General features: G+C 63.9%; 26 protein-coding genes. 18 read left to right on the plus strand and 8 right to left on the minus strand.

Translation table 11 applies throughout. The features are described from left to right. Positions 1 to 3 precede the first annotated feature (3 nt). The 3 genes from M2432_RS25285 to M2432_RS25295 all read left to right on the plus strand — a co-directional run bounded on the left by M2432_RS25285 (position 4) and on the right by M2432_RS25295 (position 2,427). Positions 4 to 1,533, plus strand: coding sequence for a hypothetical protein (locus M2432_RS25285; protein ID WP_280829588.1), 1,530 nt, complete (start codon positions 4 to 6; stop codon positions 1,531 to 1,533). Beyond that, on the plus strand, positions 1,530 to 1,868 hold the full coding sequence (locus M2432_RS25290; protein WP_280829589.1) for a YbaB/EbfC family nucleoid-associated protein: 339 nt from the start codon (positions 1,530 to 1,532) through the stop codon (positions 1,866 to 1,868). The genes M2432_RS25285 and M2432_RS25290 overlap by 4 nt, the downstream gene beginning before the upstream one ends. An 88-nt stretch (positions 1,869 to 1,956) precedes the next feature. Continuing rightward, positions 1,957 to 2,427 carry a hypothetical protein gene (locus tag M2432_RS25295; protein ID WP_280829590.1) on the plus strand — a complete coding sequence of 157 codons (471 nt, stop codon included), beginning with the start codon at positions 1,957 to 1,959 and terminating at the stop codon, positions 2,425 to 2,427. 237 nt (positions 2,428 to 2,664) lie between these two features. Here M2432_RS25295 and M2432_RS25300 read toward each other — a convergent pair whose 3' ends face one another. Genes M2432_RS25300 through M2432_RS25310 form a run of 3 tightly spaced genes read right to left on the minus strand, consistent with a single transcriptional unit; the run spans position 2,665 to position 3,429 of the window. Next, entirely contained in the window at positions 2,665 to 2,898 is a 234-nt protein-coding gene (locus M2432_RS25300; protein WP_280829591.1) for a hypothetical protein, read from the minus strand. A gap of 30 nt (positions 2,899 to 2,928) precedes the next feature. Next, positions 2,929 to 3,063, minus strand: coding sequence for a hypothetical protein (locus tag M2432_RS25305; protein WP_280829592.1), 135 nt, complete (start codon positions 3,061 to 3,063; stop codon positions 2,929 to 2,931). 45 nt (positions 3,064 to 3,108) lie between these two features. Next, positions 3,109 to 3,429 (minus strand): hypothetical protein, encoded by a 321-nt coding sequence (locus tag M2432_RS25310; RefSeq protein WP_280829593.1) that lies wholly within the window; start codon positions 3,427 to 3,429, stop codon positions 3,109 to 3,111. On the opposite strand from M2432_RS25310, the gene M2432_RS25315 reads away from it, so the two are divergent. The 3 genes from M2432_RS25315 (at position 3,407) to M2432_RS25325 (ending at position 6,079) form a co-directional block, all read left to right on the plus strand. Further along, positions 3,407 to 4,783: a PecA family PE domain-processing aspartic protease gene (locus M2432_RS25315; RefSeq protein WP_280829594.1), complete on the plus strand. Its 1,377-nt coding sequence runs from the start codon at positions 3,407 to 3,409 to the stop codon at positions 4,781 to 4,783. The two genes, M2432_RS25310 and M2432_RS25315, sit on opposite strands and share 23 nt — an antisense overlap. Positions 4,784 to 5,025: 242 nt before the next feature. After that, the gene (locus tag M2432_RS25320) at positions 5,026 to 5,361 is read left to right on the plus strand and encodes a hypothetical protein (RefSeq protein ID WP_280829595.1); all 336 of its coding nucleotides are present in this window, start codon (positions 5,026 to 5,028) and stop codon (positions 5,359 to 5,361) included. 154 nt (positions 5,362 to 5,515) lie between these two features. Further along, positions 5,516 to 6,079 carry a dihydrofolate reductase family protein gene (locus M2432_RS25325; RefSeq protein ID WP_280829596.1) on the plus strand — a complete coding sequence of 188 codons (564 nt, stop codon included), beginning with the start codon at positions 5,516 to 5,518 and terminating at the stop codon, positions 6,077 to 6,079. Here the strand turns inward: M2432_RS25325 and M2432_RS25330 are convergent. Beyond that, positions 6,039 to 7,184 (minus strand): 1,4-beta-xylanase, encoded by a 1,146-nt coding sequence (locus M2432_RS25330; protein ID WP_280829597.1) that lies wholly within the window; start codon positions 7,182 to 7,184, stop codon positions 6,039 to 6,041. The genes M2432_RS25325 and M2432_RS25330 overlap by 41 nt on opposite strands. Before the next feature lie 109 nt (positions 7,185 to 7,293). Beyond that, complete coding sequence (locus tag M2432_RS25335; RefSeq protein ID WP_280829598.1) at positions 7,294 to 7,899, minus strand: TetR/AcrR family transcriptional regulator; 606 nt, start codon at positions 7,897 to 7,899, stop codon at positions 7,294 to 7,296. Between the two features lie 166 nt (positions 7,900 to 8,065). Here M2432_RS25335 and M2432_RS25340 point away from each other — a divergent pair, with 166 nt between their 5' ends. From M2432_RS25340 to M2432_RS25375, 8 genes are all read left to right on the plus strand, one after another. Continuing rightward, positions 8,066 to 8,509 carry an MmpS family transport accessory protein gene (locus tag M2432_RS25340; protein WP_280829632.1) on the plus strand — a complete coding sequence of 148 codons (444 nt, stop codon included), beginning with the start codon at positions 8,066 to 8,068 and terminating at the stop codon, positions 8,507 to 8,509. Beyond that, the gene (locus M2432_RS25345; RefSeq protein ID WP_280829599.1) at positions 8,506 to 11,394 is read left to right on the plus strand and encodes an MMPL family transporter; all 2,889 of its coding nucleotides are present in this window, start codon (positions 8,506 to 8,508) and stop codon (positions 11,392 to 11,394) included. Before M2432_RS25340 ends, M2432_RS25345 begins: the two co-directional genes overlap by 4 nt. A gap of 120 nt (positions 11,395 to 11,514) precedes the next feature. Then, complete coding sequence (locus M2432_RS25350) at positions 11,515 to 12,027, plus strand: RNA polymerase sigma factor (RefSeq protein WP_280829600.1); 513 nt, start codon at positions 11,515 to 11,517, stop codon at positions 12,025 to 12,027. Then, positions 12,020 to 12,634: a methylated-DNA--[protein]-cysteine S-methyltransferase gene (locus tag M2432_RS25355; RefSeq protein ID WP_280829601.1), complete on the plus strand. Its 615-nt coding sequence runs from the start codon at positions 12,020 to 12,022 to the stop codon at positions 12,632 to 12,634. The genes M2432_RS25350 and M2432_RS25355 overlap by 8 nt, the downstream gene beginning before the upstream one ends. Beyond that, on the plus strand, positions 12,631 to 13,350 hold the full coding sequence (locus M2432_RS25360; RefSeq protein WP_280829602.1) for a 2OG-Fe(II) oxygenase: 720 nt from the start codon (positions 12,631 to 12,633) through the stop codon (positions 13,348 to 13,350). Before M2432_RS25355 ends, M2432_RS25360 begins: the two co-directional genes overlap by 4 nt. 8 nt (positions 13,351 to 13,358) lie before the next feature. After that, positions 13,359 to 13,610, plus strand: coding sequence for an Ada metal-binding domain-containing protein (locus tag M2432_RS25365; protein WP_280829603.1), 252 nt, complete (start codon positions 13,359 to 13,361; stop codon positions 13,608 to 13,610). A gap of 145 nt (positions 13,611 to 13,755) precedes the next feature. Continuing rightward, a complete protein-coding gene (locus M2432_RS25370) occupies positions 13,756 to 14,430 on the plus strand; it encodes an SDR family oxidoreductase (protein ID WP_280829604.1) in 675 nt (224 codons plus the stop codon). A gap of 267 nt (positions 14,431 to 14,697) precedes the next feature. Continuing rightward, positions 14,698 to 15,441 carry a L,D-transpeptidase gene (locus M2432_RS25375; RefSeq protein WP_280829605.1) on the plus strand — a complete coding sequence of 248 codons (744 nt, stop codon included), beginning with the start codon at positions 14,698 to 14,700 and terminating at the stop codon, positions 15,439 to 15,441. A 133-nt stretch (positions 15,442 to 15,574) separates the two neighbouring features. Here the strand turns inward: M2432_RS25375 and M2432_RS25380 are convergent, their stop codons facing one another. Continuing rightward, positions 15,575 to 16,054: a hypothetical protein gene (locus tag M2432_RS25380; RefSeq protein WP_280829633.1), complete on the minus strand. Its 480-nt coding sequence runs from the start codon at positions 16,052 to 16,054 to the stop codon at positions 15,575 to 15,577. Positions 16,055 to 16,349: 295 nt separating this feature from the next. Then, entirely contained in the window at positions 16,350 to 17,345 is a 996-nt protein-coding gene (locus M2432_RS25385) for a glycoside hydrolase family 6 protein (RefSeq protein WP_280829606.1), read from the minus strand. A gap of 514 nt (positions 17,346 to 17,859) precedes the next feature. On the opposite strand from M2432_RS25385, the gene M2432_RS25390 reads away from it, so the two are divergent. The 4 genes from M2432_RS25390 (at position 17,860) to M2432_RS25405 (ending at position 22,571) form a co-directional block, all read left to right on the plus strand. Next, complete coding sequence (locus M2432_RS25390; RefSeq protein ID WP_280829607.1) at positions 17,860 to 18,315, plus strand: hypothetical protein; 456 nt, start codon at positions 17,860 to 17,862, stop codon at positions 18,313 to 18,315. Positions 18,316 to 18,489: 174 nt separating this feature from the next. Beyond that, positions 18,490 to 19,233: a hypothetical protein gene (locus tag M2432_RS25395; protein ID WP_280829608.1), complete on the plus strand. Its 744-nt coding sequence runs from the start codon at positions 18,490 to 18,492 to the stop codon at positions 19,231 to 19,233. 147 nt (positions 19,234 to 19,380) lie between these two features. Continuing rightward, entirely contained in the window at positions 19,381 to 20,505 is a 1,125-nt protein-coding gene (locus M2432_RS25400; RefSeq protein WP_280829609.1) for a patatin-like phospholipase family protein, read from the plus strand. Positions 20,506 to 20,606: 101 nt separating this feature from the next. Next, positions 20,607 to 22,571: a tetratricopeptide repeat-containing protein gene (locus tag M2432_RS25405; protein WP_280829610.1), complete on the plus strand. Its 1,965-nt coding sequence runs from the start codon at positions 20,607 to 20,609 to the stop codon at positions 22,569 to 22,571. On the opposite strand, the gene M2432_RS25410 is transcribed toward M2432_RS25405, so the two are convergent. Then, positions 22,540 to 23,154, minus strand: a complete 615-nt coding sequence (locus tag M2432_RS25410; RefSeq protein WP_280829611.1) for a hypothetical protein — start codon at positions 23,152 to 23,154, stop codon at positions 22,540 to 22,542. The two genes, M2432_RS25405 and M2432_RS25410, sit on opposite strands and share 32 nt — an antisense overlap. Positions 23,155 to 23,360: the final 206 nt, after the last annotated feature.

Here is a 23,360-nt window from a genome sequence, read left to right on the forward strand (position 1 = left end):
AACATGGCGGACAGCAAGGGCGCAGCCCAAATCCTGCACGTCAGCACGGGGGACCTTGAACGCAGGGCCAACGAACTCACTGACGGATACCCGGCGTGGTCCCAGGCCGGCCCGAACGCACCCTGCCTACTGACCCTGTCAGGCAAGGGCGCTGAGCGTCTGCAGGCCACTCACGAACGACTGAGCGCAGTGCTCAAACGTGGCGCCTACGAGGCAGCGCATCTCGGCACGCGACTGCGGACAGCGGCGGCGGCCTACGGCAACTTGGATGAGTCACTGAAGCAGCAGATCGAATCGGGGGCACCGTCGGGTGCTGACGCCCCTCCGCTGTCGCCTCCACCGACGCTCACTGGCGCATCGCTCGCCGCAGAGGCAGGAGCCCTGGCCGGAGCCAGTGGCTCCTACCCCGGCGACGACGGGGTGAAGTGGACCGATGCGGTGGAGCAATTCAACGGCGGCGACCAGTGCAAAGGGCTACTGGCGTACAAAGATTCGCTGATCGCCCTGGTTAAAGACATGGACAACCATGCCCGGAAGTTCTCCATGGCCAACATGCACTGGGAGGGCCCGGGTTCTGAGGCCGCCGAAATGGCGCTGCGCCATCACGAGTCGTGGATGTACGACATCACGGAAGCCATCAACAGCCAGTACATTCCGCAGGTCATGGCCTTCGTCGACGCCCACATCGGCGAGCACGCGCAGCACCCCACCGAGGCCGATATTCAACACGTCAACAGCCTTGCCAGCGACCCCGCCGCGTACATGAATGAGTACGCGGCTAAGCAGACCAAGTCTGACGAGGTACGGAACAGCTATGCCGGCCGACTGCTGTTCAACACCATTGATTTCAAGGACCCGCCGATGGGTCCGGTCTCACCGGATTCCAAGCCCAGCAGCCCGCCGGCCGGCCCCGGTGGCGGCGGTGGTCAGCCAGGTGGCGGCCAACCGCCCGGAGGCCAACAGCCGCAGGGCGAGTCGGAGAGCGGCATGCCGCTGAGCAAGCCGGACGCCGGCGGTCAACCGCAGGGCGGTGGTTCACCGTCCGGCGGTGGCTCTGGTGGCGGGAAGCCCGAGGGCGGCGGCTCGGGCGGCGGTTCGCCGTCCGGCGGCGGTATGCCCAGCGGTCTGGGCGACATGCCGAAAATGCCCGACGAACCAAGCGTCAGCCCGGCCGGTCTCGGCGGCGGCGCCGGTGGCGGGTCGGCCGGTGGCGGCGGTGCAGGCAGCGGCGGCCTGGGTGGTCAACGTATGCAGCCGGCTGCGACCGCACCCGCGCTGGCCGCCGGGGCCGGCCCGGGCGGCAGTAATGCCGCGGCCGGTAAACCCCCGCTCGGCGGGGGCGCCAATGGTGGCATGGGCGGCGGCATGGGTGGCATGGGCCACGGCGGTAAGGGCGAAGGCGGCAAAGAAAAGAAGCGCAACCCCAACCTGTCCCCCGACGAGGCGTTGTATGTCGAGGATCGCGCGTACACGGCAGGGCCTATCGGTCACCGCCGGCGCACCAAGATCGAGGATAAGAAGGACACCAAGTGACGGACATCCACCCCCAGGTCGCTGCGGTCCTCCAGCACGCACAGCGTCTGCAGTCGGTTATGGACGACCAACTGGCCAAGATGAACACCGAGTCGTTCACCGCCACGGACGAGGCCAGAACCGTCGAGGTGACGCTCAACGGACACCACTGGTTGACCGATCTGTTCATCGAGGACGGACTGCTGCGACTCGGGGCGGCAACCGTCGAGGCCCGGATCAACGAGGCACTCAGCCGGGCCACTGCGAAGGCCAGTGAATCGATCAGTGCCGACCGCGAACGGATCGAAGCGACGGTCGCCGAACTCACCGCCAACGCGCCAGGCCAGGAGACCTAACTTAATGTGCCGCTGCTCGAGATAGCGGCGGTTGGGGTTGAACGCTCGAAATCGTGCTCAGCCAAACCTTTAGCCCCATACTGCGGTTGTGCGTTGCACCGGCGTGACTGCCCGCTGCACGGCGACCCTTGTCGCCGTGCTGAGTTCGGGTGGACTAATCGGCTGTCAGCGGGATTCGCCGATTGTCACCTCGATCGTGTTCGACGATGAAACCCGCAGCATGTCAACCCCATACGTGATCTGCGCCAGGCAACCCAACAGTGGCTTGGTGATCCTGGTGAAGGAAAAGCCGACGCGCACGGTGCGGATCCAGCTCACGCAGTTCGGCCGTCTCACCGTCCAGAAGGCGGGGCTGCATTACGACGAGTTCGCAGGGTTCGTCGCCGATCCGCAAGAGGTCACCGCGACCAAGGTCGACGACACGTACTCCTTCAGTAGACGGATGCCTCCGAATCCTGGTGAGACTCAGTGGCATATCTTCAAGATCGAGACCACGTGCCCGGGATATCTCGATGCTCCGCCACCCGAGATGCAACTCACGCCCGCGCCTTCCTGGTGAGTTCCCGCCGCGATGCCGCCCCAGCCGATCGCACACCCGAGCCCCATGGGGGCCTACCGCGTCACGGTCGGTACCGGCACGTGAACATCGGGCCGACATAACCTTGGAGTTTCCTGCCAATGTAGCGATTGTGGTTCCGCTGAGTGGGTCTTGCATGGGTAAATGCGGCGTCGATGGTTGACTAATCGTCCGCAAACGCGAGTTTCAGCAAACCTTTGGAGGCCCCCGCATGGCCGGTCAGCACCGTCGGCGCCGGAATCTGGCGGTATCAAGCTGGCTCGGCGCCGGGGCCGCCACGGTCGGTGTGGGCGCTGCGCTGTTCGGCGGCACTGCCGTGGCCAATGCCAAGCCTTCGACGGACTCGGGATCGTCGTCTTCGTCGTCCTCCTCGGCACACTCATCCACGTCGTCATCGACGCACTCCGCGAGCAGTTCTGCGACGCACAACGCCGCCGCGGCCACCAACTCCAAGCCGGCAAGCGACGCCGGGCAGTCCGGACATCAAGACACCAGCCGCAAGGATGCCGGCACCTCCGCTTCGAGCCCCACGGCATCAAGCAGCGCTGCCGTTACCGCCACGACATCGAGCAGCAGCACCCCGAAGACGTCGGCTTCGTCGGCCTCGGCTGACGCCACTTCTGACTCCACCGCACAGTCTGATTCGACGGCTACTCACTCGGCTCACTCGAAGAACTCGTCGGCCAACCGTCCGACGACCAGTGACCTCGCGAAGTCGCCCAATCTGGAACAGCATTCGGCCCCGGTTAAGTCGGCCGCCGCCACTTCAGCCGCTGCGGTGCCGCAGACTGCGTCCGAAACGCCGGCGGCCACGCCGGCGGCTTCGCCCGCTGCTGCCGTGTCCGTCGCCCAACCGGCTGCTGCCGTCGCTAGTGCCGCCCCCACAGCCTCAGCCGCTGCCACCACACCTGCTTCGGCGGCCCATACCACAACAACCCCACTGTCCGCCGGCGCTTCCGCCGTGCTGACCGTGCTGACCACCATCGGTCAGGCCTTGAACACCGCCGCCCAGGACACCGAACAGACCCTGACAGCGGCCGCCCAGAGCGTCAGCGAAACCCTGACCAAGACTCTGAACTCGGCATCCAGCGCCATCACCTCGACGGCCAGCACCGCCGCTGCAACCTTCACCAGCCCACCGTGGCAGTCCGGCCAGACCACGACCACCGATCAGTACGTGCAGAGCGCACTGAGTGAAATATCGGCCGCCCAATCGGCTATCAGCACCGGCACCCAGGGCAACCTGTTCAGCAGCATCGAGGCAATCGTCCCGGAGATCGAGCTCTCGGTGGCAGCTACGGAACTGAACGCGTGGCAGAGCGGAAACGCCTCAGCCCTGCAGTTCTACGAGCAGAACTACAACAACCTGCTCCTCGGCGGGGTGGCGCAGCTCGTGCTCAATTTCAACGAGTCGCTCCCCGGCATGGCCGTTTCGGCGCTGAACGCCGCCGAGTCCACAACCTCGAGCATGGGCCTCACAACCGCCTCGAGCGATATCGCCCAAGCCGCCATCAACGGCCGGGTGTACGGGTCGGTCCCGCTGATCATGGCTTCCGGCACCGAGCCGATCGTCTACATCTCGGTAAACGGCGGCAAGTACGTCCCGGTCTTGGTCGACACCGGGTCATCGGGTCTGGTGATCGGCGCCGACAACGTCGGGACGGCGAGCAGTCTGGGCACCGCAATCGGCACCAATACGGGCGCCTACGCGGGAGGGCTGACCTACAACTACACCGAGTACGACACCACGGTGAACTTCGGCAACGGCATCGAAACCGGTGCCACCGCAGTCGATATCGTCAACAGTGGCGCCGACGAGACAGCGTTCGAAAACTACCTGTCAGGCGACAGCGTGGTGGGTGTGCTGGGCATCGGAACCAATGCGGTGGGCCCCGGGCCGAGCATCGTCACCTCGGCGCTGCCCGGTCCGTTGAGTGAAGGCGTGTACATCAACGAGTCCACCGGCCAGTTGCAGTTCGGCGCCAATCCGCTGCCGGTGCGCGCCTCGGTTTCGGGCTCGCCGCTTGTGACCGATGGTCAGGTCAGCATCAACGGTGCCACCCCGACGGCCCTGAATCTGCTGATCGACTCCGGTGGCGTCAACGGGACCATTCCGTCCACGGTGATCTCGAGCGTCCCGAGTGGAACCACGATCTCGGTCTACAGTGGCACCACGCTCCTGTACACCTACACCACCACCTCGTCGAATTCACCCACCGTCACAACGGATTCCGGCGTCGACGCCACGCAGATGAACTCCGGCGCGACACCGTTCCTCTCGAACCCGATCTACATCGACTACTCCACCGCCAGTGGTGCGACCGACTTCGATTACTGATCCACAGCGGGCCTGATCACTCGGGAGGGCAGAGGCTCGCCGCCTGGATCGGTAACGACGTGCGGTTCGTGGCGGAAGATAGATTCGCGCAAGCGGTCGAGCGGCACGCCACCATCTGCGTGATCACCACGCTCGAGCCTACGTTCTCTGCGCTGGCGGACCAGGCGTGGAGGACCTCGGCGCTAGGGAGTTGTGACTAAATGCCCTCGTTCGAGAGGTCGCCTCATCTGCACGATTGAGACATGACTGACGCACCCGAATCGCAGGCAGAGCCAAAATCTGCGCAGGACCGCAACAGCCGGTCTGACCGCCCTAACGGACTCAATCAGGTGCTCGCCTGGGTGGGCATCTTCGCAGGAGTCGTATTCATTCTCGCGGTGGTTTTCTTCTCAGGATTCTTTATCGCCGGAGCATCCGGCCACCACTATTTCTGGCATCACGGCGACAGCAACACCGGTCAGATGGGGCCGGGCCAGACAGGCTCCGGCGGCATGATGGGGTCCGGCTGTATGGCGGGACAGGGCGGCATGATGGGGCCCGGCCAAATGGCACCAGCCCCGACGACGCCACGCCGATAGCTGCCACCAACCGCGGTTTGACGGTCCCATGAGGTCAGAAGTTGTTATTTCTCAACGCATCCCGTGGGATTCATTGCCGCACGCCTGACGGCGTCGTTGGTCACTGACAACGCCCGCGTCAACGGGCATGCGGGACACCTGATGAGATTGGTCCATGCCGACCGTCTACTACACCGCATCGAGCCTGGACGGATTCATCGTCGACACCGAGGACAGCCTCGACTGGCTGCTCACCCGAAATATTGATGCCAACGGCCCGTTCGGCTACGACGGTTTCATCAAAACCATTGGCGCACTGGCGATGGGATCATCCACCTACGAATGGCTGGTGAAGAATCAACCCGGCGAGTGGATGTACGACCAGCCGACGTGGGTTCTCACCCAGCGGCCACAGATCGTGCAGCCGGAGCATCCGGTCCAGGTTTTCTCCGGCGATGTCGCTGACCTGCATTCGGCGCTCGTCGAGGCGGCCGCGGGCAAGGATGTCTGGGTGATGGGTGGTGGTGACGTGGCAGCGCAGTTCGTCACGGCCGGGCTGATCGACCAGATCATCGTGAGTTATGCGCCGTGCACGCTGGGCGCAGGTTCGCCAGTGCTGCCCGTCCGTTCGGAATGGAAGCTGGCGGATACAGCGGTCAACGGCGAGTTCCTATGCGCCCGCTGGAGCAACGCGTCGATCAGGTCTGCCCGGCCACCCCAGCCAGCTGCCGAACAGTAAGCACCTCGTTGTCTCGGAAGGCCCGCCCATTGGGGTACAGCAGATCGCTGAACCACACTTTCGGCTCTGCCTTGTACGGGTGGTCCCACGAATCCCACGGAAAATAGGTCTGCGTCTTGCCGGCCACCAGCCCCCAGCAGAACGCACCGACGTTGTGCTGCTTGGCGACCGGCAATATGCCCTCGATGGTGCTGCCCTGCGTGCGGGCCAGATATTCGGTGCAGACGATCGGCCGGCCGATCGGCGCAAGCTCACCGATCCGGGAGGCGAAATCCGCCGGCTTGGCGTAGCTGTGGAACGTCACGAAGTCTGAGTTGTCCAGCTGGATCGAAGCGATCTGACTGCGCTGGCCCGGGTTGGCCCAACTTCCTTGCCACACGGCAGAAGTCAGCGGCTGAACAGGATCAACGGCCCGTGCCCAGGCAAAGACCTGCGGCAACAGGTCGGCCACTAGCGCCACCTTGTCAGTACGTTCGACACTGCGGTAGACGCTGGCCGGGTTGTCGGGCTCGTTCCACAAGTCCCAGCCCAGAATCCGGTTGTCGGTGCGGAACAGGCTCAGTATGCCGGTGACGTAGTCGTGCATGACGGACCGATAGCGCGGGTCACCCAGGTGGTCGGCACCGGGGCTCTGCACCCAGCCCGAGTTGTGTACACCGGGCCGCGGCGCCCGCTGCGTGCCAAGCTGCGGGTGGGGGTCCCAGCAGGAGTCGAAGAAGACGAACAGCGGTTTGATTCCGTGGCTGGCGGCGATGTTGAGGAACTGGCTGACCCGCCCTGCGAAACCCTGCTTGTCCTGTACCCACAACAAGTCGTGCAGGAAGACGCGCACCGTGTTGAACCCAAGCCAGCGGGCTGCGCCAAGTTCGGCGTCGATGCGCCGGGGGTCGAAGGTGCCCGCCTGGAACATCTCGAGCTGGTTGATTGCCGTCGAAGTGATGTAATTGCCGCCGACCAACCAGCCCTGTGCCTGGTACCAGGCGTTGGCGCGGTCGACCGACCATCGAGGCACCGCAGCAAAGGCCCGGGGCATGCCCGGCAGCGTGGCTACAGCGGAACCGGCGGCTAGCAGTAGCGGCAGCTTCAGAGCGGTTCGACGGTCCACTCCATCAATAATATCCAGCCCGGGCGTGCAACTGGGCGATACTTATCGAGTTGCAACACAGCGGTTGTCGGGCAGTGATGTTGCTGTCGAATCCTGTTCGACCCGAGCGTCACCGCGTACGCAGCAGACTCGGCATCATCACGTCGTCGACCAGCACCTGAACGGTCTCGGGAGTGGGCGGTACGCCTGGCAGCAACGTTCGGAAGACGAGGTAGCCCGGGAGCACATCCCACAGTTCGTCATTGATGGCGGCGCGGTCGATCTCCCCCCGTTCGACAGCATTGTCGAGCACCGCCACGACCACCCGGTGCCGCGCGTCGATGAATTCTCTGCGGAACGCCGCGACCAAGCCGGGACTGCGGGCGACCTCATTGAGCACCGCCCGCATCGTGGGAGTGTGCCGTTCGGCGTGCTCGCACACCTGAAGACCAATGGCCAGCAGGTCGTCACGAAGCGATCCCGTCTGCGGCACAACCGTTTCTCCGCGGGTGCTCTCGATGAAAGCGGCCAGCACCAACTCGGCCTTGGACGGCCAGCGCCGGTAGATGGTGGCTTTGCTCGCCCGCGCCTCGATGGCCACCTCTTCGAGAGACAGCCTGTCGTACCCGTGCTGCTGGAGCAGCCGCAACGTGATCGCCAAGAACTCCGCTTCCCGTGCGGTCCACTGCGATTCCGGCACAGCGGCCGTCACGGCGCGCGGTGACTCAGTAGCCACCGGGCGACCCTAACCAATCGTGCTGTGGTGGTTCTGCCAAAACCGACACCTCCTCGGCTGCGACGAACGCCGCGACGGAGCGTTGCGCCCGATAGTCCGGTACCGTACCGTACTGTTCAGGTTTGGTCCGCAGTTTGTGCCGATTACCGAAAGGACGGGGGTAGTGATCCGTCGCCGGTTCTGGACATTCCTCAAGCGCCACTGGGCGATGATCGCTGCGATCGCGGTGGTGGCAGTCGTGGCGTTCAGTGTTTCCCGGCTGCACGGCGTCTTCGGGTCCCACTTCGAGACCACCCGTCCAGGCAATGAAGCCCTGGAGAACACCACCTTCAACCCGAAGCACGTGCTGTTCGAGGTTTTCGGCTCACCCGGCAGCACCGCCACCATCAACTACATGGACCCTCAGGCCCAGCCGCAGCGCGTCGACAACGCGCCGCTGCCGTGGTCGATTGTGTTGACCACCAACGACCCAACGATGTTCGCCGACCTTCGCGCACAGGGGACCGGCAACATGGTCGGGTGCCGAGTCACGGTCGACGGCATCGTCAAGGACGAAAGGATCGTCAACAACGTGAACGCCTACACCTCGTGCCTGGATAAGTCCGCGTGAGCGACCACGAGGCACCCGAGCCGGTGCGACGTTCGCGGTCGGCCCGGGTGATTCGCCGCCTCGCCGTACCCATTCTCCTGTTCTGGATCGCCGTCGCCGCGGTGACGAATACCGTTTCACCGCAACTGGAAGTCGTCGGCGCCGAACGTTCGGTGGGGATGAACTCCCCCGATGCACCGTCACTGCGGGCCATGATGCACATAGGCAAGGTATTCCAGGAATTCGACTCGGACAGTTCGGCAATGGTCGTGTTGGAAGGCGATCAGCCGCTGGGCGATGCGGCGCACCAGTACTACAACACCTTGGTCCAACGGCTCAGGGCCGACACCAAGCACGTCGAGCATGTCGACGACTTCTGGGGCGACCCGCTGACCGCCGGCGGCTCGCAGAGCAAGGACGGCAAGGCCGCCCAGGTTCAGGTGTACCTGGCCGGCAACCAGGGCGAGGCGCTGTCCAACCAATCGGTGGATGCCGTACGCAAGATTGTCGCGGATACTCCTGCGCCACCAGGGATCAGGACCTACGTCACCGGCGAGGCCCCGACCATCACCGACCAGTTCGAAGTCGGCAGCAAGGGCACTGCAAAGGTCACCGGCATCACCTTCCTGGTGATCGGGGTGATGCTGCTGCTGGTCTACCGGTCGGTGGTCACGACGCTACTGGTGCTGGTGACGGTGATGATCGAACTGTCGGCAGCCCGCGGAACCATTGCGCTGCTTGCACATACAGGCGTCATCGGACTGTCGACCTACTCGACGAACCTGCTGACCCTGTTGGCCATCGCGGCCGGTACCGACTACGCGATCTTCTTCGTCGGCCGCTATCACGAGGAGCGTTCCAGAGGACTGGATCGCGAGTCATCGTTCTACGTCTCTTTGTCCAGCACCACACACGTGATCATCGGCTCGGGCCTGACCGTCGCCGGAGCCGTGGCCTGCCTCGCTTTCACTCGGCTGCCCTATTTCCAAACCCTGGGCATACCAGCGGCTCTCGGGGTGCTGGTGACACTCGCCGCGGCGCTGACGCTGTGTCCCGCGGTGCTGGTGATCTCCGGATTCTTCGGCCTGATGGATCCCCGGCACAAGATGCGGACCCGGGGCTGGCGGCGCATCGGCACCGCCATCGTGCGCTGGCCCGGTCCGATCCTGATTGCGGCCTGCGCGGTATCGCTGATCGGCCTGCTGGCGTTGACGGGCTACAAGACCAGCTTCGACGGCCGCTCCTACATGCCCGCGACGAGCCCGTCGAACCTGGGTTACACAGCGGCAGAACGACATTTCTCAGCTGCCCGGCTGAACCCCGAACTACTCATGCTCGAAGCCGATCACGACATGCGCAACCCAGCCGACATGCTGATTCTCGAGCGCGTCGCAAAATCCATTCTCCACGCTCGTGGCATCGCCCTGGTCCAGTCGATCACCCGCCCGCTCGGAACGCCGATCACCCACACGTCCATCCCGTTTCAGATCAGCTCGTCCAGTGCCAGCCAGTTGATGAATCTGTCGATCCAGCAGAACCAGGCCTCATACCTGCAACAGCAGGCCGCAGAAGCCAGCAAGTCGATCGCGGTGCTCAAACAGCAACTGGAGTTGCAGCGGCAGAGCAGTCAAGCCACCCATGAACAGACCCAGGCGTTTCACGACACCGTCGCGGTGACAAACAACCTGCGCGATCAGCTGGCCAACTTCGATGACTTCTTCCGGCCGATGCGCAACTACTTCTATTGGGAGCCACACTGTTTCGACATCCCGGCCTGCGCGGCCCTGAGGTCGGTCTTCGATTCGCTGGACGGCATTGATCAGCTCAGTGAGCAGTTTCAGGCGATCACCGGCAGCCTGGACAAACTCGATGCCCTCCAGACCAAGCTGCTCGATCTGATACCGCCCCAGATCGCCATCCAGCAGCGAAATCGCGACCTCAGCTTGTCCAATTACTCCGTCACCAGCGGCCAGAACAAGCAGACACAGGAAGCACTGCAGAACTCCACCGCGCTGGGGCAGGCGTTCGACGACGCCAAGAACGACGACTCGTTCTATCTACCGCCAGAAGCGTTCACCAACCCGGCCTTCGTGCGCGGCATGAAGCTGTTCATGTCCCCGGACGGCAAGGCCGCTCGAATGATCATCACCCACCAAGGCGATCCGCAAAGCGCACAGGGCATCTCGCATGTCGACGCGATCAAGGACGCGGCGTTCGACGCGATCAAAGCCACCCCGTTGGCCGACGCCAACATCTACGTGGGCGGTGTCGCCTCGGCGTACAAGGACATCGCCGACGGCGAGACCTATGACCTGCTGATCGCCGCGCTGTCCTCGCTGACCCTGATCCTGCTGATCATGATGTTCCTGACCCGCAGCCTGGTCGCGGCGCTGGTGATCGTGGGAACGGTCGTGCTGTCTCTCGGAGCGTCATTCGGTATGTCAGTTCTGGTGTGGCAGTACATCTTTGGGATTCCACTGTTCTGGATCGTGTTGCCACTGGCGATCATCCTGTTGCTCGCGGTGGGAGCCGACTACAACCTGCTGCTGATCTCCCGGTTCCAAGAGGAGATCCACGCCGGCTTGAACACCGGCATCATCCGCGCCATGGCCGGTACCGGCAGCGTGGTCACCTCGGCCGGGTTGGTGTTCGCGTTCACCATGTCGTCGTTCATCTTCAGTGACCTTGTTGTCCTCGGACAGATCGGCACCACCATCGGTATGGGACTGCTGTTCGACACACTGGTCGTCCGTTCGTTCATGACGCCGGCGGTGGCCAGGTTGCTCGGCCGCTGGTTCTGGTGGCCATTGAACGTGCGGCCGCGGCCAGCCAGCCAGATGCTGCGTCCGTACGGTCCACGAACCGCGGTCCGCGAGCTGTTGGGAATCTCCGGCGACACCCGCTGATCACGGCCCCTGCGTATCCGGACCACGCGACGGACTGATTTCACCGGCAGCTGCACCTACGATCGGTAATCACTCACGATCGACACCTCACAAAAGCCGGCCACGGAGCGTCTACAGGGCGTGAAAGCCAAACCGCCATTTGAGACTGTGGTCCGCGACCACGGCCCCACCGTCTTTCGGGTCTGTTGTGCCGTCGTCGGTGCGCACGACGCCGACGACGCCTGGTCGGAGACGTTCTTGGCGGCGCTGAAGGCCTATCCCGATCTTTCGGAGGGCGCCAATCTGGAGGCCTGGCTGGTCACCATCGCCCACCATAAAGCCATCGACATCACCCGGACCCGGACGCGCCAGCCGATCCCCACCGACATCGTTCCCGAAACGCCGAGTCCCCGCGATGCGGGCGACTTCGACGATCTGACCGCCGCGGTCGATCAGCTTCCGCACAAGCAGAAGCACGCCGTGGCCTACCACTACCTGGCCGGACTGCCCTACAACGAGATCGCCGACATCCTCGGCGGCACCGCCACGGCCGCACGCCGCGCCGCCGCCGACGGCATCGCCACGCTACGGCGCACCTATCTCGACGGCCTCGCCGAGATCAACGTGCCCAGGAAAGGAGACACCAATGAATAACGACGAGAGCATCGCCGGCGACCTGGCGCGAATCACCCAACCCGGCCGCGACAAGCTTGCCGAGTTGCGGGGCCGGCTCGCAGCCGCAGCCCAGCGCGACGGGGTCCTCGACATCGCCTACAGCACCGTCGACAGCCCGGTCGGGCGGCTACTGCTGGCTGCGACGGAGCAGGGTCTGGTCCGGGTCGCATACGCCCGCGAAGATCACGACGCAGTCCTGCAGCAGCTTGCGGACAAGGTGAGCCCGCGGGTGCTGCATGCACCGGCCCGACTCGACGCGGCCGCCCGCGAACTCGACGAATACTTCGACCGCACCCGCCGCACGTTTGACCTGCCGCTGGACTGGCGGCTGGCCGCTGGGTTCCGCAGTACGGTGCTGCACCACCTGCCCGAAATCGGGTACGGACAAACCGCGAGCTATGCAACCGTGGCGGCGCTGTCGGGCAGCCCCAAAGCGGTGCGCGCAGTGGGGACAGCGTGTGCGAAAAACCCACTGCCGGTTGTGGTTCCGTGCCACCGTGTCGTTCGCAGCGACGGCGCCATGGGTGGCTACCTCGGCGGCCCGGAAGCTAAACGCCTGCTGCTCGCCTTGGAAGCCGCGGCATGACTGGGGTCGATGTCTGGCGGCAGCGGGTGGACGCCGTCGACTGGGGTCGTGTCGGAGACGAACTCGACGCCATTGGATGCGCGTTGACCGGACCCCTCCTGACACCGGCGCAGGCCGCCGAGATCGTTGCGCTGTACCCCGATGCGCCCCGGTTTCGATCGACGATCGACATGAGCCGTTACCGATTCGGCGAGGGCGAGTACCGCTACTTTCGCCAGCCCTACCCCACCGCCGTGACGGCGCTGAAGAGCGCACTGTATCCACACCTACTGCCGATCGCCCGCAGCTGGTGGGGGCGGCTGGGCCGTGAAGCGCCGTGGCCGGATGACTTCGACGAGTGGCTGCAGATGTGTCACGCGGCCGGCCAGACCAAAACCACGGCAATTCTGCTGAAATACGTTGCTGGAGACTGGAATGCGCTGCACCGCGACCTCTACGGCGAACTGATCTTCCCGCTGCAGGTCGTGATCAACCTGACCGATCCGAGAACCGATTACACCGGCGGTGAATTCCTGCTCTACGAGCAACGTGCCCGTGCGCAATCTCGCGGCACCGCAACCGTCATTCCGCACGGACACGGCTTGGTGTTCACCACCCGCGACCGACCCACCAAGTCGGCGCGGGGCTGGTCGGCGGCGCCCATCCGGCACGGCGTGTCGACGGTGCGTTCCGGGACCAGGTTCACCCTTGGCCTGGTCTTCCATGACGCCGCGTGAGGCCGGCCATGCAGTACACACTGATCGATGCCGACGGCCACCCGTACCGCAGCAATATCCCGGGAACCGTTGGGGGGCAACGGCGCAGCAAGATTTACGGGCGCCTGGACTGTCCTTCGGCGCTGCGGGCGATCGCCTCAGGTGGCTACATCACCCAACGGGTGTTCTTCGCCGACGAACAGACCGCCGCCTCCGCCGGCTACCGCCCTTGTGCGGTCTGCCTACCCGAGGCATACCGACAGTGGAAAGCCTGCCGATGACCACCGGATTTTCGCCACCACACCGAGCCCAGTCGTCTGCCTTATTGTGATCTTACGAGCATCTTATTTTTCTTAATTTAGGTGTAGGCTCGGTCACCGTAAGGAACTGCACCCTGAAACAACATCGATGACAAAGGGGACCGAAATGCCGGCACATCCACGCACCCGGATCGTCCTGGTGACCGGCGCGTCACGAGGCATCGGCGCCGAGGCGGCCATCCACCTCGCCGACCCGAACACCCACGTCATCGTCAACTATCGCCAGAGCAGCGCCCAGGCCGAAGCGGTTGCCGAGACAATCCGCGCCGCTGGCGGTCGGGCCTCGACGGCGCAGGCCGACGTCTCTGACGGCGCTGCCGTCGCCGCGATGATCGACGACATCGCCTTGCGCTTCGGCCGCCTGGATGTCCTGGTGCTCAACGCCTCCGGTCGATTCAACTACGCCGATGGCGCCGGAGCCGCCATGCGCATCAACCGCATTGCCCAGCGGCGCCTGGCCCAACTGGCCCTGCCGTTCATGCCCGCCGGCGGTCAGATCGTGTTCGTCACCAGCCATCAGGCGCACTTCTATCCCAACAAGGCGGTGCCCAAGGGCTACACCTCGCTGGCTGCAGGCAAGCGCGCCGGCGAGACCACCCTGCACGCCATGCGCTCCGAGTTCCATCAGCACGGCATCGATTTCACCGTGGTGTCGGCTGAAATCCTCACCCAGCCTCGGCCCACCGAAGACGAGTTCGCGGCCGCGATTTCCGGCGCGGCCTCATCGCACCACTCCGGCATCGTCTACGTCAGCCGTCACCTGGCCCGCCGGTCTGCCTGACACGCTGAGCACCGCGCCCCAAACAGACCACCGAGCCTTGGTGAGCGGCACCGTCCACCCCGCCGCGGCCCTCCAAACGTGGAAAACCTTTCCGTCGCCGAACCGTGACGAATGCTTGACCGAATTGTCAAGCGCGCCTTCATGTTCGCTGGTCAGCGCGTTCGTAACATGACCTGGTCATGATGAGGGGGTAACGCTGAAGGGATTACTAAGGTGCGGTCGGCCATTCAATTTGTACTACCGGTCGTCGTCATCACTGCGAGTGCGATGGGAGGTGCTGCCGGCGTCCATACCACCGCGGTCAGTCTGCCGCTGAGTTCAAATATCAAGTCCGTCCTGCCGTCGCCGGGCCAGGTGGTCGGTGTTGCCCACCCGGTGGTGGTGACATTCAACGCACCCATTTCCGACCGGCCGGCCGCCGAGCACGCCATTGCGCTCTCATCGACGCCGGCCCTGACTGGCAAATTCGACTGGCTGGACAACAAGGTCGTGCAATGGGTGCCCGACGGCTTCTGGCCCGCCCACAGCACGGTGAAGCTGACCGTCGAGGGCAAGCCGACGGCCTTCGAAACCGGGCCGGCCGTCGTCGGTGTGGCGAGCATTTCCCAACACACCTTCACGGTGACAGTCGACGGCGCGTCTCCGGAGGATCTGCCGTCGCCCCATCACCTGCCGCACGCGGGTGAACCAGGGGTCCTGCTGGCCTCGTTGGGTAGCCCGGAGTACTCGACACCTGTCGGCCACTACACCGTGTTGTCGAAAGACCGGTCTGTCGTGATGGATTCCAGCAGTGTCGGCATACCTCTCGACGCGCCCGACGGTTACCGGTTAGCCGTGGACTATGCGGTTCGGATCAGCAGCCGTGGCCTGTACGTGCACTCGGCTCCGTGGGCGGTCAACGCCATGGGCTTCCAGAACACCAGCCACGGCTGCATCAGCCTGAGCCCGGCAGCGGCCGAGTGGTACTTCAACAATGTCAATGTCGGCGATCCCGTCATTGTTCAGGAGTAGCACCGACCTCACCGCCGAGCGGCCCCTTAGCGCACGGAAATCTCGAAAAACCTTGCGGTAAGCGGCCATTCGGCGCTGACAAAACGAAACCGCCCCGTCATCGTGACCAGGGCGGCTTTTGTGATGTTGAAAGTTATTGGGCGACAGCAGGTCCGGGCAGAGTCGAGACGCCGGAGTTCGGTCCGATGCCTGTAGGCGAGGGACCGGTCGGAACCCCCTTGCCCGTCGCGGCCATCGCAACCGGAGCACCCTCGGCCACGACAGGAGCCGCAGCCACAGCAACCGGGGCTGCCGCCGGCACGACCGGAACGACCGGCACCGGGGCGCCGACTGGAGCACCCAACGGAACAACGGGGACGACGGGCACCGGGGCAGCCGCAACGGGTGCCGCGGCGGGCGCAACAACCGCGGCGGCCGGGGCAACCGCGGCGCACGGCGCAGCTCCGACCCCGCCTGCGGCCGCCACAGCCGCAGCTGCCGCAGAATCTTGGACGCAAGGGTAGCCACCGGTCTTCAGCGGAGTCGCTACAGAGGCTGGGCTCAACGCCACGGCGACCGCACACAATCCGGCGGCAGCTACCACCTTGATGCTGAATCGCTCGAAGCTCATCATCACGTCGGGCTCACTTTCTTGGGCTCGGTAATTACGACTCCGAAAATTTCGTCATCGGCACCGTATTACACAGCCAAACCGATGTTCGATTTGGTTGCGAACCTGACGCGAAAGTGAGTTGTATCGTGACCGCGGCGTTGCAAAGCAGTTATCCACACGACAGCCACCGATGCCTTATGATGTTGGGCCACAATTGATCTCAGAGTCAACTACGAAACCGAATCTTGACCCGACAGAGCCCATTGCGTGCTGGTCCGGAGAATTGGCGGGGCCATCGGACCCACCCGGCGCGGCGTCAGTGAGACGCTGCGTGGACCAGATCGATGGCGTACTGGTTCACGAACTGGCCCGCTCCGGGTTCGCCACTGCCGCACGATCCGTCCGATTCACCCGGCCGCTTGATCCAGAGGTAAGCGTCGGCGTGAGCTCCTGCGGTGGCTGTGGTGGGCGCGACTCCAAGAGCCCGGCCACTGGGATTGCACCACGCGAGCGCGCCACTGGCGGGCCCGGCACCGTTGCGCGATGTGTCGATCACGTAGTGCGATCCGCCGAGGATGCCGGAAACTGCTTCGCCGTAGCCGATTTCCTCATCGGTGGCGAAGAAGTTGTTGGCGTTCAAGGAGAACCCGCGCGCCTGTTGCACCCCGGACTGCGTGAGGCGGTTGGCAAGCTCGTCGGCGCTGAGCCAACGCGAGTGGCCCCCGTCCAGGTATACGACCGCGGCCGGGTCCCGGGTGAGCGCGGTGACGGCGTACTTCAGCAGCCCGAAACGCTCCTGGAGCTGATCATCGGAAAGGCAATTGGTGTGGGCGACCGCATCGGGTTCGACGACGATGGTCGCCGGCGACCCGCCCAGACCGGCTGCGATCGAGTCGATCCATTGGCGGTAGCCGTCGGCCGAACCGAAGCCACCCGCGGCGTAGCTGCCGCAGTCCCGATGGGGAATGGCGTAGAGCGCCAGGATCGGCATGGCACCAGCGGCCTGGGCCGCACCCACATACCGCGAGACCGTGCCGCCGACAGAACCGGCCGGGAACGCCTGATCCAGCCAGTACGCCTGCGGGGTGCTGGCGATGGTGGCCAGCTCGGGGCTGTTGGTGCTGTTCGCGGCACGCATGGCCGCTGATGCCGGGTCTGCATAGAAGGGCTGTCCGGCCAGCGGATTGCTGTCATCAGCCAGTCGGATGGCGGGACCTGGTGCCGAGGTGGTGGCCATAACGGCCGCGATGGCCGAGACGGTCAGAACAGGAGCAAGCCAACGGGCGACGGCGCTACCAGCGGAGACGATCACGATATGGCAACGTAGTGATATCGCGCACTCAGCGCCAGTCGCCGAAAATGCCCGTCAGTGCCTGGGTTAGCCAGCGCCGGCCGGCGTCCCGTCGTGACGGGCACTGCAACCCCGGCGGGTCGAAGGCTCCGTGCAGCGCAATTGCGCGAATATTTTCGCATGGACGCGAAGTGGCATTCGTACGGTTTTGAAGGGGGCACGACCGAATGAACATCACCCATTACCCGGTGCTGCTCTTCGCGTTGTCCGCGATCATTTTGGGCGCTGCCGCATGGGCCGGAAAACGCTGCTGGGTCGGCGGCGCGGGCTCGAGGAGGATGTGCGTCCGCACTTCTCCATTATTCTGACGGCCACCTTGACCCTTTTCGGGCTCGTGATCGGATTCAGCTTCTCGATGGCCGTCACTTGATACGACCAGCGCAAGGACTACGAAGAGGCCGAGGCGAACGCGATAGGTACGGCCTACGTCCGGGCAGACCTTCTGCCGGCTTCCGATGCAAATAGAGTCCGGACCTTGCTCGCGAATTACCTCGATCAGCGAATCTTGTCGTACACAACCAATAACGAATCAAAATTGCAGGAGATCAATGCGCGAACGGCACATTTACAGACCGACCTGTGGTCAGCCGTCCGCGCTCCCGCAACCGCCAATCCGACGCCTGTCATCGCGCTGGCCGTTTCGGGCATGAACGATGTCTTGAACTCGCAGGGGTACACGCAGGGCGCCTACCGCAATCGCATCCCGACGGGAGCCTGGCTTTTGCTGGCTGCCATCGCGATCTGCTGCAACGTGATGGTCGGGTGGGGCTTTCACAACGGCAGGGGTGCGGACCGACTACTCGTGATCCTGCCGCTCATCTCCGCGTTCGCCTTCATGCTCATCGCGGACATCGACACTCCCCGCCACGGCATCATCCACGTCCAGCCGCAGAATCTGATCAGCCTGGCAGAGTCGATTCATACCCGGTAACGATCTGTTCGATCTCTTGCGCGGCGATAATGAGCCCATGCCAATGGTCGGTCAGCGCGTTACGGGCCATCGGGCTGCAGTTCGACAGATCGCGTATCGACAACCCGGCGTCTACATCTTCTTACCGTGGGATTCCTTGGACCACCACGCATTCCAATGCTTCGGGAATGACCGTTGAGCGGACCGACACAGATTGATTTTCCTGACGGGACCGCGGCCATCGGGATCGAGATCGCCCGAATCGGGGATCTGCCCCAGGCCGTGAGTCTTATGGGTCTGCAGCCGCCGCGGCCGACGATGGTCTTGGTGGGTGGCGCGAGCGGGCTGGACGAGACCACCATCGACGAACTCCGCCCCGTATTCGCAGCCGGCATTGTGCCCGAACTCGAGCGCTTTCGAGCGGCGGCAGTCGACGGCGGGACCCTCGCGGGAGTCATGAAGTTGTTCGGCGAGACCCGCGCGGCGCTGTCTGCTTCATTCCCCCTCGTCGGCGTAGTGGCCGCGGGCACCGTGGCCCTGCCGGGCAGGCCTGTTCCACCGGAGAGCGCTGCGCTCGAACCGCACCACTCACATTTCGTGATCGTGCCGGGCGACACGTGGGGCGCCGAGGCGCCGTGGATCGCCCAAACCGCTTCCGCGCTCTCGGGCACAGCACCGTCGATCACGGTGCTGGTCAACGGCGGCCAGATTTCGTACCTGGATGTCGAGCACAGCGTGCAAACAGGCCGACGAGTCGTTGCCATAGCAGGCTCCGGACGAACTGCCGATGCACTCGCAGCCGCTGTGAACGGCGCGCCCTGCGATGCACGCACACGGGAGCTGATTGCCTCAGGCCTAATAAGTTCCGTACCGGTAGATCAGCCTGAAGTACTTGCCGAAATGCTCGCGACGGTCCTGAGCGGCCAGCCCACCACTTGACGCGCTCGGTACTGAGCGCAAGCACGCGCAAACGGGTTCGAGCGACTTTGAGGATTCAAGAAAGACACCGCTCTCGGCCACTGACCGCGGCTACGATCCGTCGCATCAGTCGTCAATCAACATCAGTCGTCAATAAAGGGGGATCCGATGAAGGCTGATCGAATGAGCGGTGCCGGCCCGCGAAAACTCCTGGCGCTCGACGGCGGTGGCATCCGCGGTGCGCTGACTCTTGAGATACTCGCCGCCATCGAAAGCGCTGTCCGTACCGAGCGTCATGACGAAAACGTGGTTCTCGCCGACTACTTCGACTACATCGGGGGAACCAGTACCGGCGCCATCATCGCCGCCGGGCTTGCACTGGGCATGCCGGTATCGGAGCTCCGTGACATATACGAGAAGCACGGCAAGGAGATGTTCGACAAGGCATTCATCTTGGATCGCTATCGCTACAAGTTCGACAGCGAGCGGCTACAGCGGCTGATGCAACAGACATTCGGCGAGCACACGACTTTCGGCGACGACGCGCTCAAGACGCTCCTGATGGTGGTGCTGCGTAATGCGACCACCGACTCGCCCTGGCCGCTGAGCAACAACCCCAATGCCAAGTACAACGAACCCGCGCGACCCGACTGCAATCTCAAATTCCCGCTGTGGCAACTGGTGCGGGCCAGTACGGCGGCACCCACATATTTCCCGCCTGAGTTGATCGACGTCGGCGGGCATCAGTTCGTCTACGTCGATGGTGGGGTGACCATGTACAACAACCCCGCCTTCCAACTGTTCTTGATGGCGACACTGGGCGCATACCGCTTGGGTTGGCCCACGGGGGAAGACAAGATGTTGCTGGTCTCAGTGGGCACAGGCACTGCAGCGAAGTCCGACGACACCCTCCGGCCAGGACAGATGAACCTGCTGTACAACGCTAAATCGATTCCAGCGGCGTTGATGTCGGCGGCGCTGAACGAACAGGACCTGCTGTGCAGGGTGTTCGGACGGTGCCGGCACGGTGAGCAGATCGACCGGGAACTGGGCTACCTCATCGACGGAAAAGACACCGATCCGGCCGGGCTGCCCGGCGAGCGCATGTTCACCTACATGCGGTACAACGCCGACCTCAGCAAGGCCGGTCTGATGGAAATCGGCTTACCCAAAGTCCGTCCCGAGGACGTTCAGAAGCTGGACTCGGTGGATCACATCAAAGAGCTGCAGGAGATTGGGCAGCGCGTCGCCAAGCGTGACGTCAAAGCCGCCGACTTCGCGGGCTTCCTGTAAGCGTCCAACCGTCGAATCGAGTAGTGCACCACTCAAGCCACGGATCCTCCACGGCAGCAAGATCAGTGGTAGCACCCGGCACTGACGAAAGGAGTGCGGCCGTGATCATCGTCTACGGAGGCTGTCGAGCCGACCAGCCACAGCTCTGGAGTACCTCAGACGATCTCAGTAACCGGCTGCGCGGGTTGCTCCAGTCGTTAAGGCCGAAGACCCTGATCGGCTCCCTCGCATCCGGAGCGGACATCCTCTTCGCCAAAGCCGCCCTCGCTGAAGGTATCGAACTGGAGGTGCTGCTTCCATGCGATATGGCGACATTCCGCGCGACCTGTGTGGAGCCTGCCGGCGAGCCGTGGATCGGCGACTACGACCGCATCGTCGAAGACATGGCCGTCAACATCTCCTATCTGGGACTCGACCCGGCCGATCCTCAGTCCTACGGCAAGCACAACGGCGCTCTGCTCGACAAGGCAGTGGCCCTCGCCGGCCCCAGTGATGAGAAGGTGTGGACACTTGCGGTGCGTCCTAAGCCAAACCCATTGTCACCCAGTGCAATTGATGACCTTGTCGAGCGCGCCGAGTTGCGTCAGATGCTCGCCATCGACCTCGACCCGCTGCCCGCGTCGACTCCACGTGCGTTCATCGTGATGCCCTACGGGAGGAAGAAGGATTTGCGGGCAAACCGCTTCCTCGACTGCGACGTCGCGTTCCACCGCGTGTACCGCCCGCTGCTGGAGGAATTCGACCTCGATTGGGTCAGGGCCGACCTACAAAGCGACAGCGGCATCATCCACGTCGCCATGCTCTCGGACCTGGCCAACTCGGATCTGGTGGTGGTGGATCTGTCGGCCCTCAACTTCAACGTCGCGTATGAGCTCGGCGTTCGGCATGTATTCGCATCGCACTCAACGGTTCTCATCAACCCAACTGTGACGACCTTCAAACCCGCGCCCAAACCGTTCGATGTGATCATGAGCCGTATCCACTCGTTCGATCGCGGCGCCGACGCCATCAGCGACGTGCAGGCGCAGGCCGCGATCTGCGCATTGCGACCGGTGCTGGAGACTGCGCTCACCGACGCCGGCAATGACAGTCCGTGCCATGAGTGGTTCAACCTCGACCACATCAAGCGCCCGTTCCAGCCGCGCTCAGGGGTGCCGCCGAAAATCCGGGCCGGCAGGACCGTCCGTGAACGGGTTGCCACAGCGACCCGCTCTGCCGACCCGGCCAAGATGCGCGAAGAGGCCGTCAACCTCGACAAGAACCATGAAATCACCGACTCCGCCCGCCGGGCCTGCCGGATCGAGCTGGCCACGGGCCTACTGGCCGACGGTGCCTACGCCGACGCCAAGGAGTTACTGGAAGAGGCCAAGCCCGAACCCGGGGACCCCCTCCATCGGACGTGGCTGCACAAGACCGTGTTGGCTTACCGCAGGGTCGCGGAAAGCTCGGCCAACGCCGCCGAGACAAACCGGCTGAGGGAGTTGGCCAAGCAGTATCTCACCGAGGCCGAGAAAGCCGGCTACCGCGATTCGGAGACCTACGGCATCTGGGGCGGCCTGCTCAAGAGGCAGATCCAGGAGCAACGAGCCGAGCTGAATAAGGCTGAGGCACAAGCCCTTTTCACCGAGATGGAGCAGAAGTACCGATTGGGTTTCGAGCTCGACCCCGAGTTCTATACCGGGGTGAATCTCGTGATGGCGCTGCGCTGGAGCGGCAGACCGAGAGACGACACGTTCCGCCGAGACTTCAATGAGGCACTGACCGTCAGCGAATTCCTCGCCCGGTTGGCCTTCAAGGAAGATTCGCAGAACTTCTGGGCGGCAGCGACTTTGGCGGAATTGACGTTGCATGAGGCATTGGAGTCTGGCACCACGTCGGTCGATGCCGCCGCACAGCAATACACCCGCGCGGCCCAGACCGGTAGCCCCGATCAACTGGACAGCGCGGTGTTTCAGCTCGAATTCCTGCGCGCCTGTGGGGATCCCGACGACGTGATCGACCGGATGGTTGCGGCGTTGCGATCGACTGGGACCGTTAACACGCCGGGATCATTCCCGACGCCTTGACGTTCACGTACATCGAATTGATGTAGGCACCGTTTGAGAGCCGGTACCAGTCCTTGCTCGTGCCATGGCGCGCGTTTGTCACGACGTCGCCGTTGGTTTGGCACACTAGGGGCACCGTTGTTCCGTCCTTGAGGCTGCCCGGGTAGAGCCGCAGTGCGTCGGTATACGGAGCGGTGCGTTGCTTGACACCGCACGAACCACCTTCATCACAAGTGTCGGCAATCGTTCCCTGCGCGGCCGCCTGGGGTGACGTCGGTGCCGGCGGACGGGGTCGATCGATCAATCGGTAACCGACCAACACAAGAGTGGCAACGACTACGGCGGCAACACCGATCAGAAGGGCTATCCGCGCGGGATTCTTGGCGGTAGGAGGAGAACTGCCGGAGAGCGCGTCTTTCTCAGCGGGCCGTCGTGCATCGTCGATGCGGGGCGTCTCAGCCGACGCGCCACCATCAGGTTGCGAACCAGTGATCCCGAGCTGCGCCAGGCTGCGGTCCACGTCGGCGTACAGATCGGCACGCTTGCCGAACATCTCGAGCACATAGCGGCCACCCCGTAGCTCCTCGGCATCAGCTGAACGCAATGCAGGCTCCAACTGGGTGAGGACCTGGCGCTGTTGCTCATGAGTCAACGGCCCGGGCTGAGCGACCTGGTCTACAAGATCCGACAGATACGACAACGGAGCTGGTGGGGGGTCAGGTAGCGGGTTGGGCGGCGGCGGTGCAGGATTTCGTCTCACCACGTCTGGCCGCCCCAGAGGTCCGAGTCCACCCACGGCTGATGTCCAAG

Source organism: Mycobacterium sp. OTB74 (assembly GCF_029892685.1).
GTDB lineage: Bacteria > Actinomycetota > Actinomycetes > Mycobacteriales > Mycobacteriaceae > Mycobacterium.

Excerpts from the sequence above, each read along its gene's own strand:
- M2432_RS25285 (WP_280829588.1), top strand. The coding sequence starts at position 4 with ATGGCGGACAGCAAGGGCGCAGCCCAAATCCTGCACGTCAGCACGGGG.
- M2432_RS25310 (WP_280829593.1), bottom strand. The coding sequence starts at position 3,429 with ATGGTGGTCAGCACGGTCAGCACGGCGGAAGCGCCGGCGGACAGTGGG.
- M2432_RS25320 (WP_280829595.1), top strand. The coding sequence starts at position 5,026 with ATGACTGACGCACCCGAATCGCAGGCAGAGCCAAAATCTGCGCAGGAC.
- M2432_RS25325 (WP_280829596.1), top strand. The coding sequence starts at position 5,516 with ATGCCGACCGTCTACTACACCGCATCGAGCCTGGACGGATTCATCGTC.
- M2432_RS25355 (WP_280829601.1), top strand. The coding sequence starts at position 12,020 with ATGAATAACGACGAGAGCATCGCCGGCGACCTGGCGCGAATCACCCAA.
- M2432_RS25360 (WP_280829602.1), top strand. The coding sequence starts at position 12,631 with ATGACTGGGGTCGATGTCTGGCGGCAGCGGGTGGACGCCGTCGACTGG.
- M2432_RS25365 (WP_280829603.1), top strand. The coding sequence starts at position 13,359 with ATGCAGTACACACTGATCGATGCCGACGGCCACCCGTACCGCAGCAAT.
- M2432_RS25370 (WP_280829604.1), top strand. The coding sequence starts at position 13,756 with ATGCCGGCACATCCACGCACCCGGATCGTCCTGGTGACCGGCGCGTCA.
- M2432_RS25375 (WP_280829605.1), top strand. The coding sequence starts at position 14,698 with ATGGGAGGTGCTGCCGGCGTCCATACCACCGCGGTCAGTCTGCCGCTG.
- M2432_RS25380 (WP_280829633.1), bottom strand. The coding sequence starts at position 16,054 with ATGATGAGCTTCGAGCGATTCAGCATCAAGGTGGTAGCTGCCGCCGGA.
- M2432_RS25400 (WP_280829609.1), top strand. The coding sequence starts at position 19,381 with ATGAAGGCTGATCGAATGAGCGGTGCCGGCCCGCGAAAACTCCTGGCG.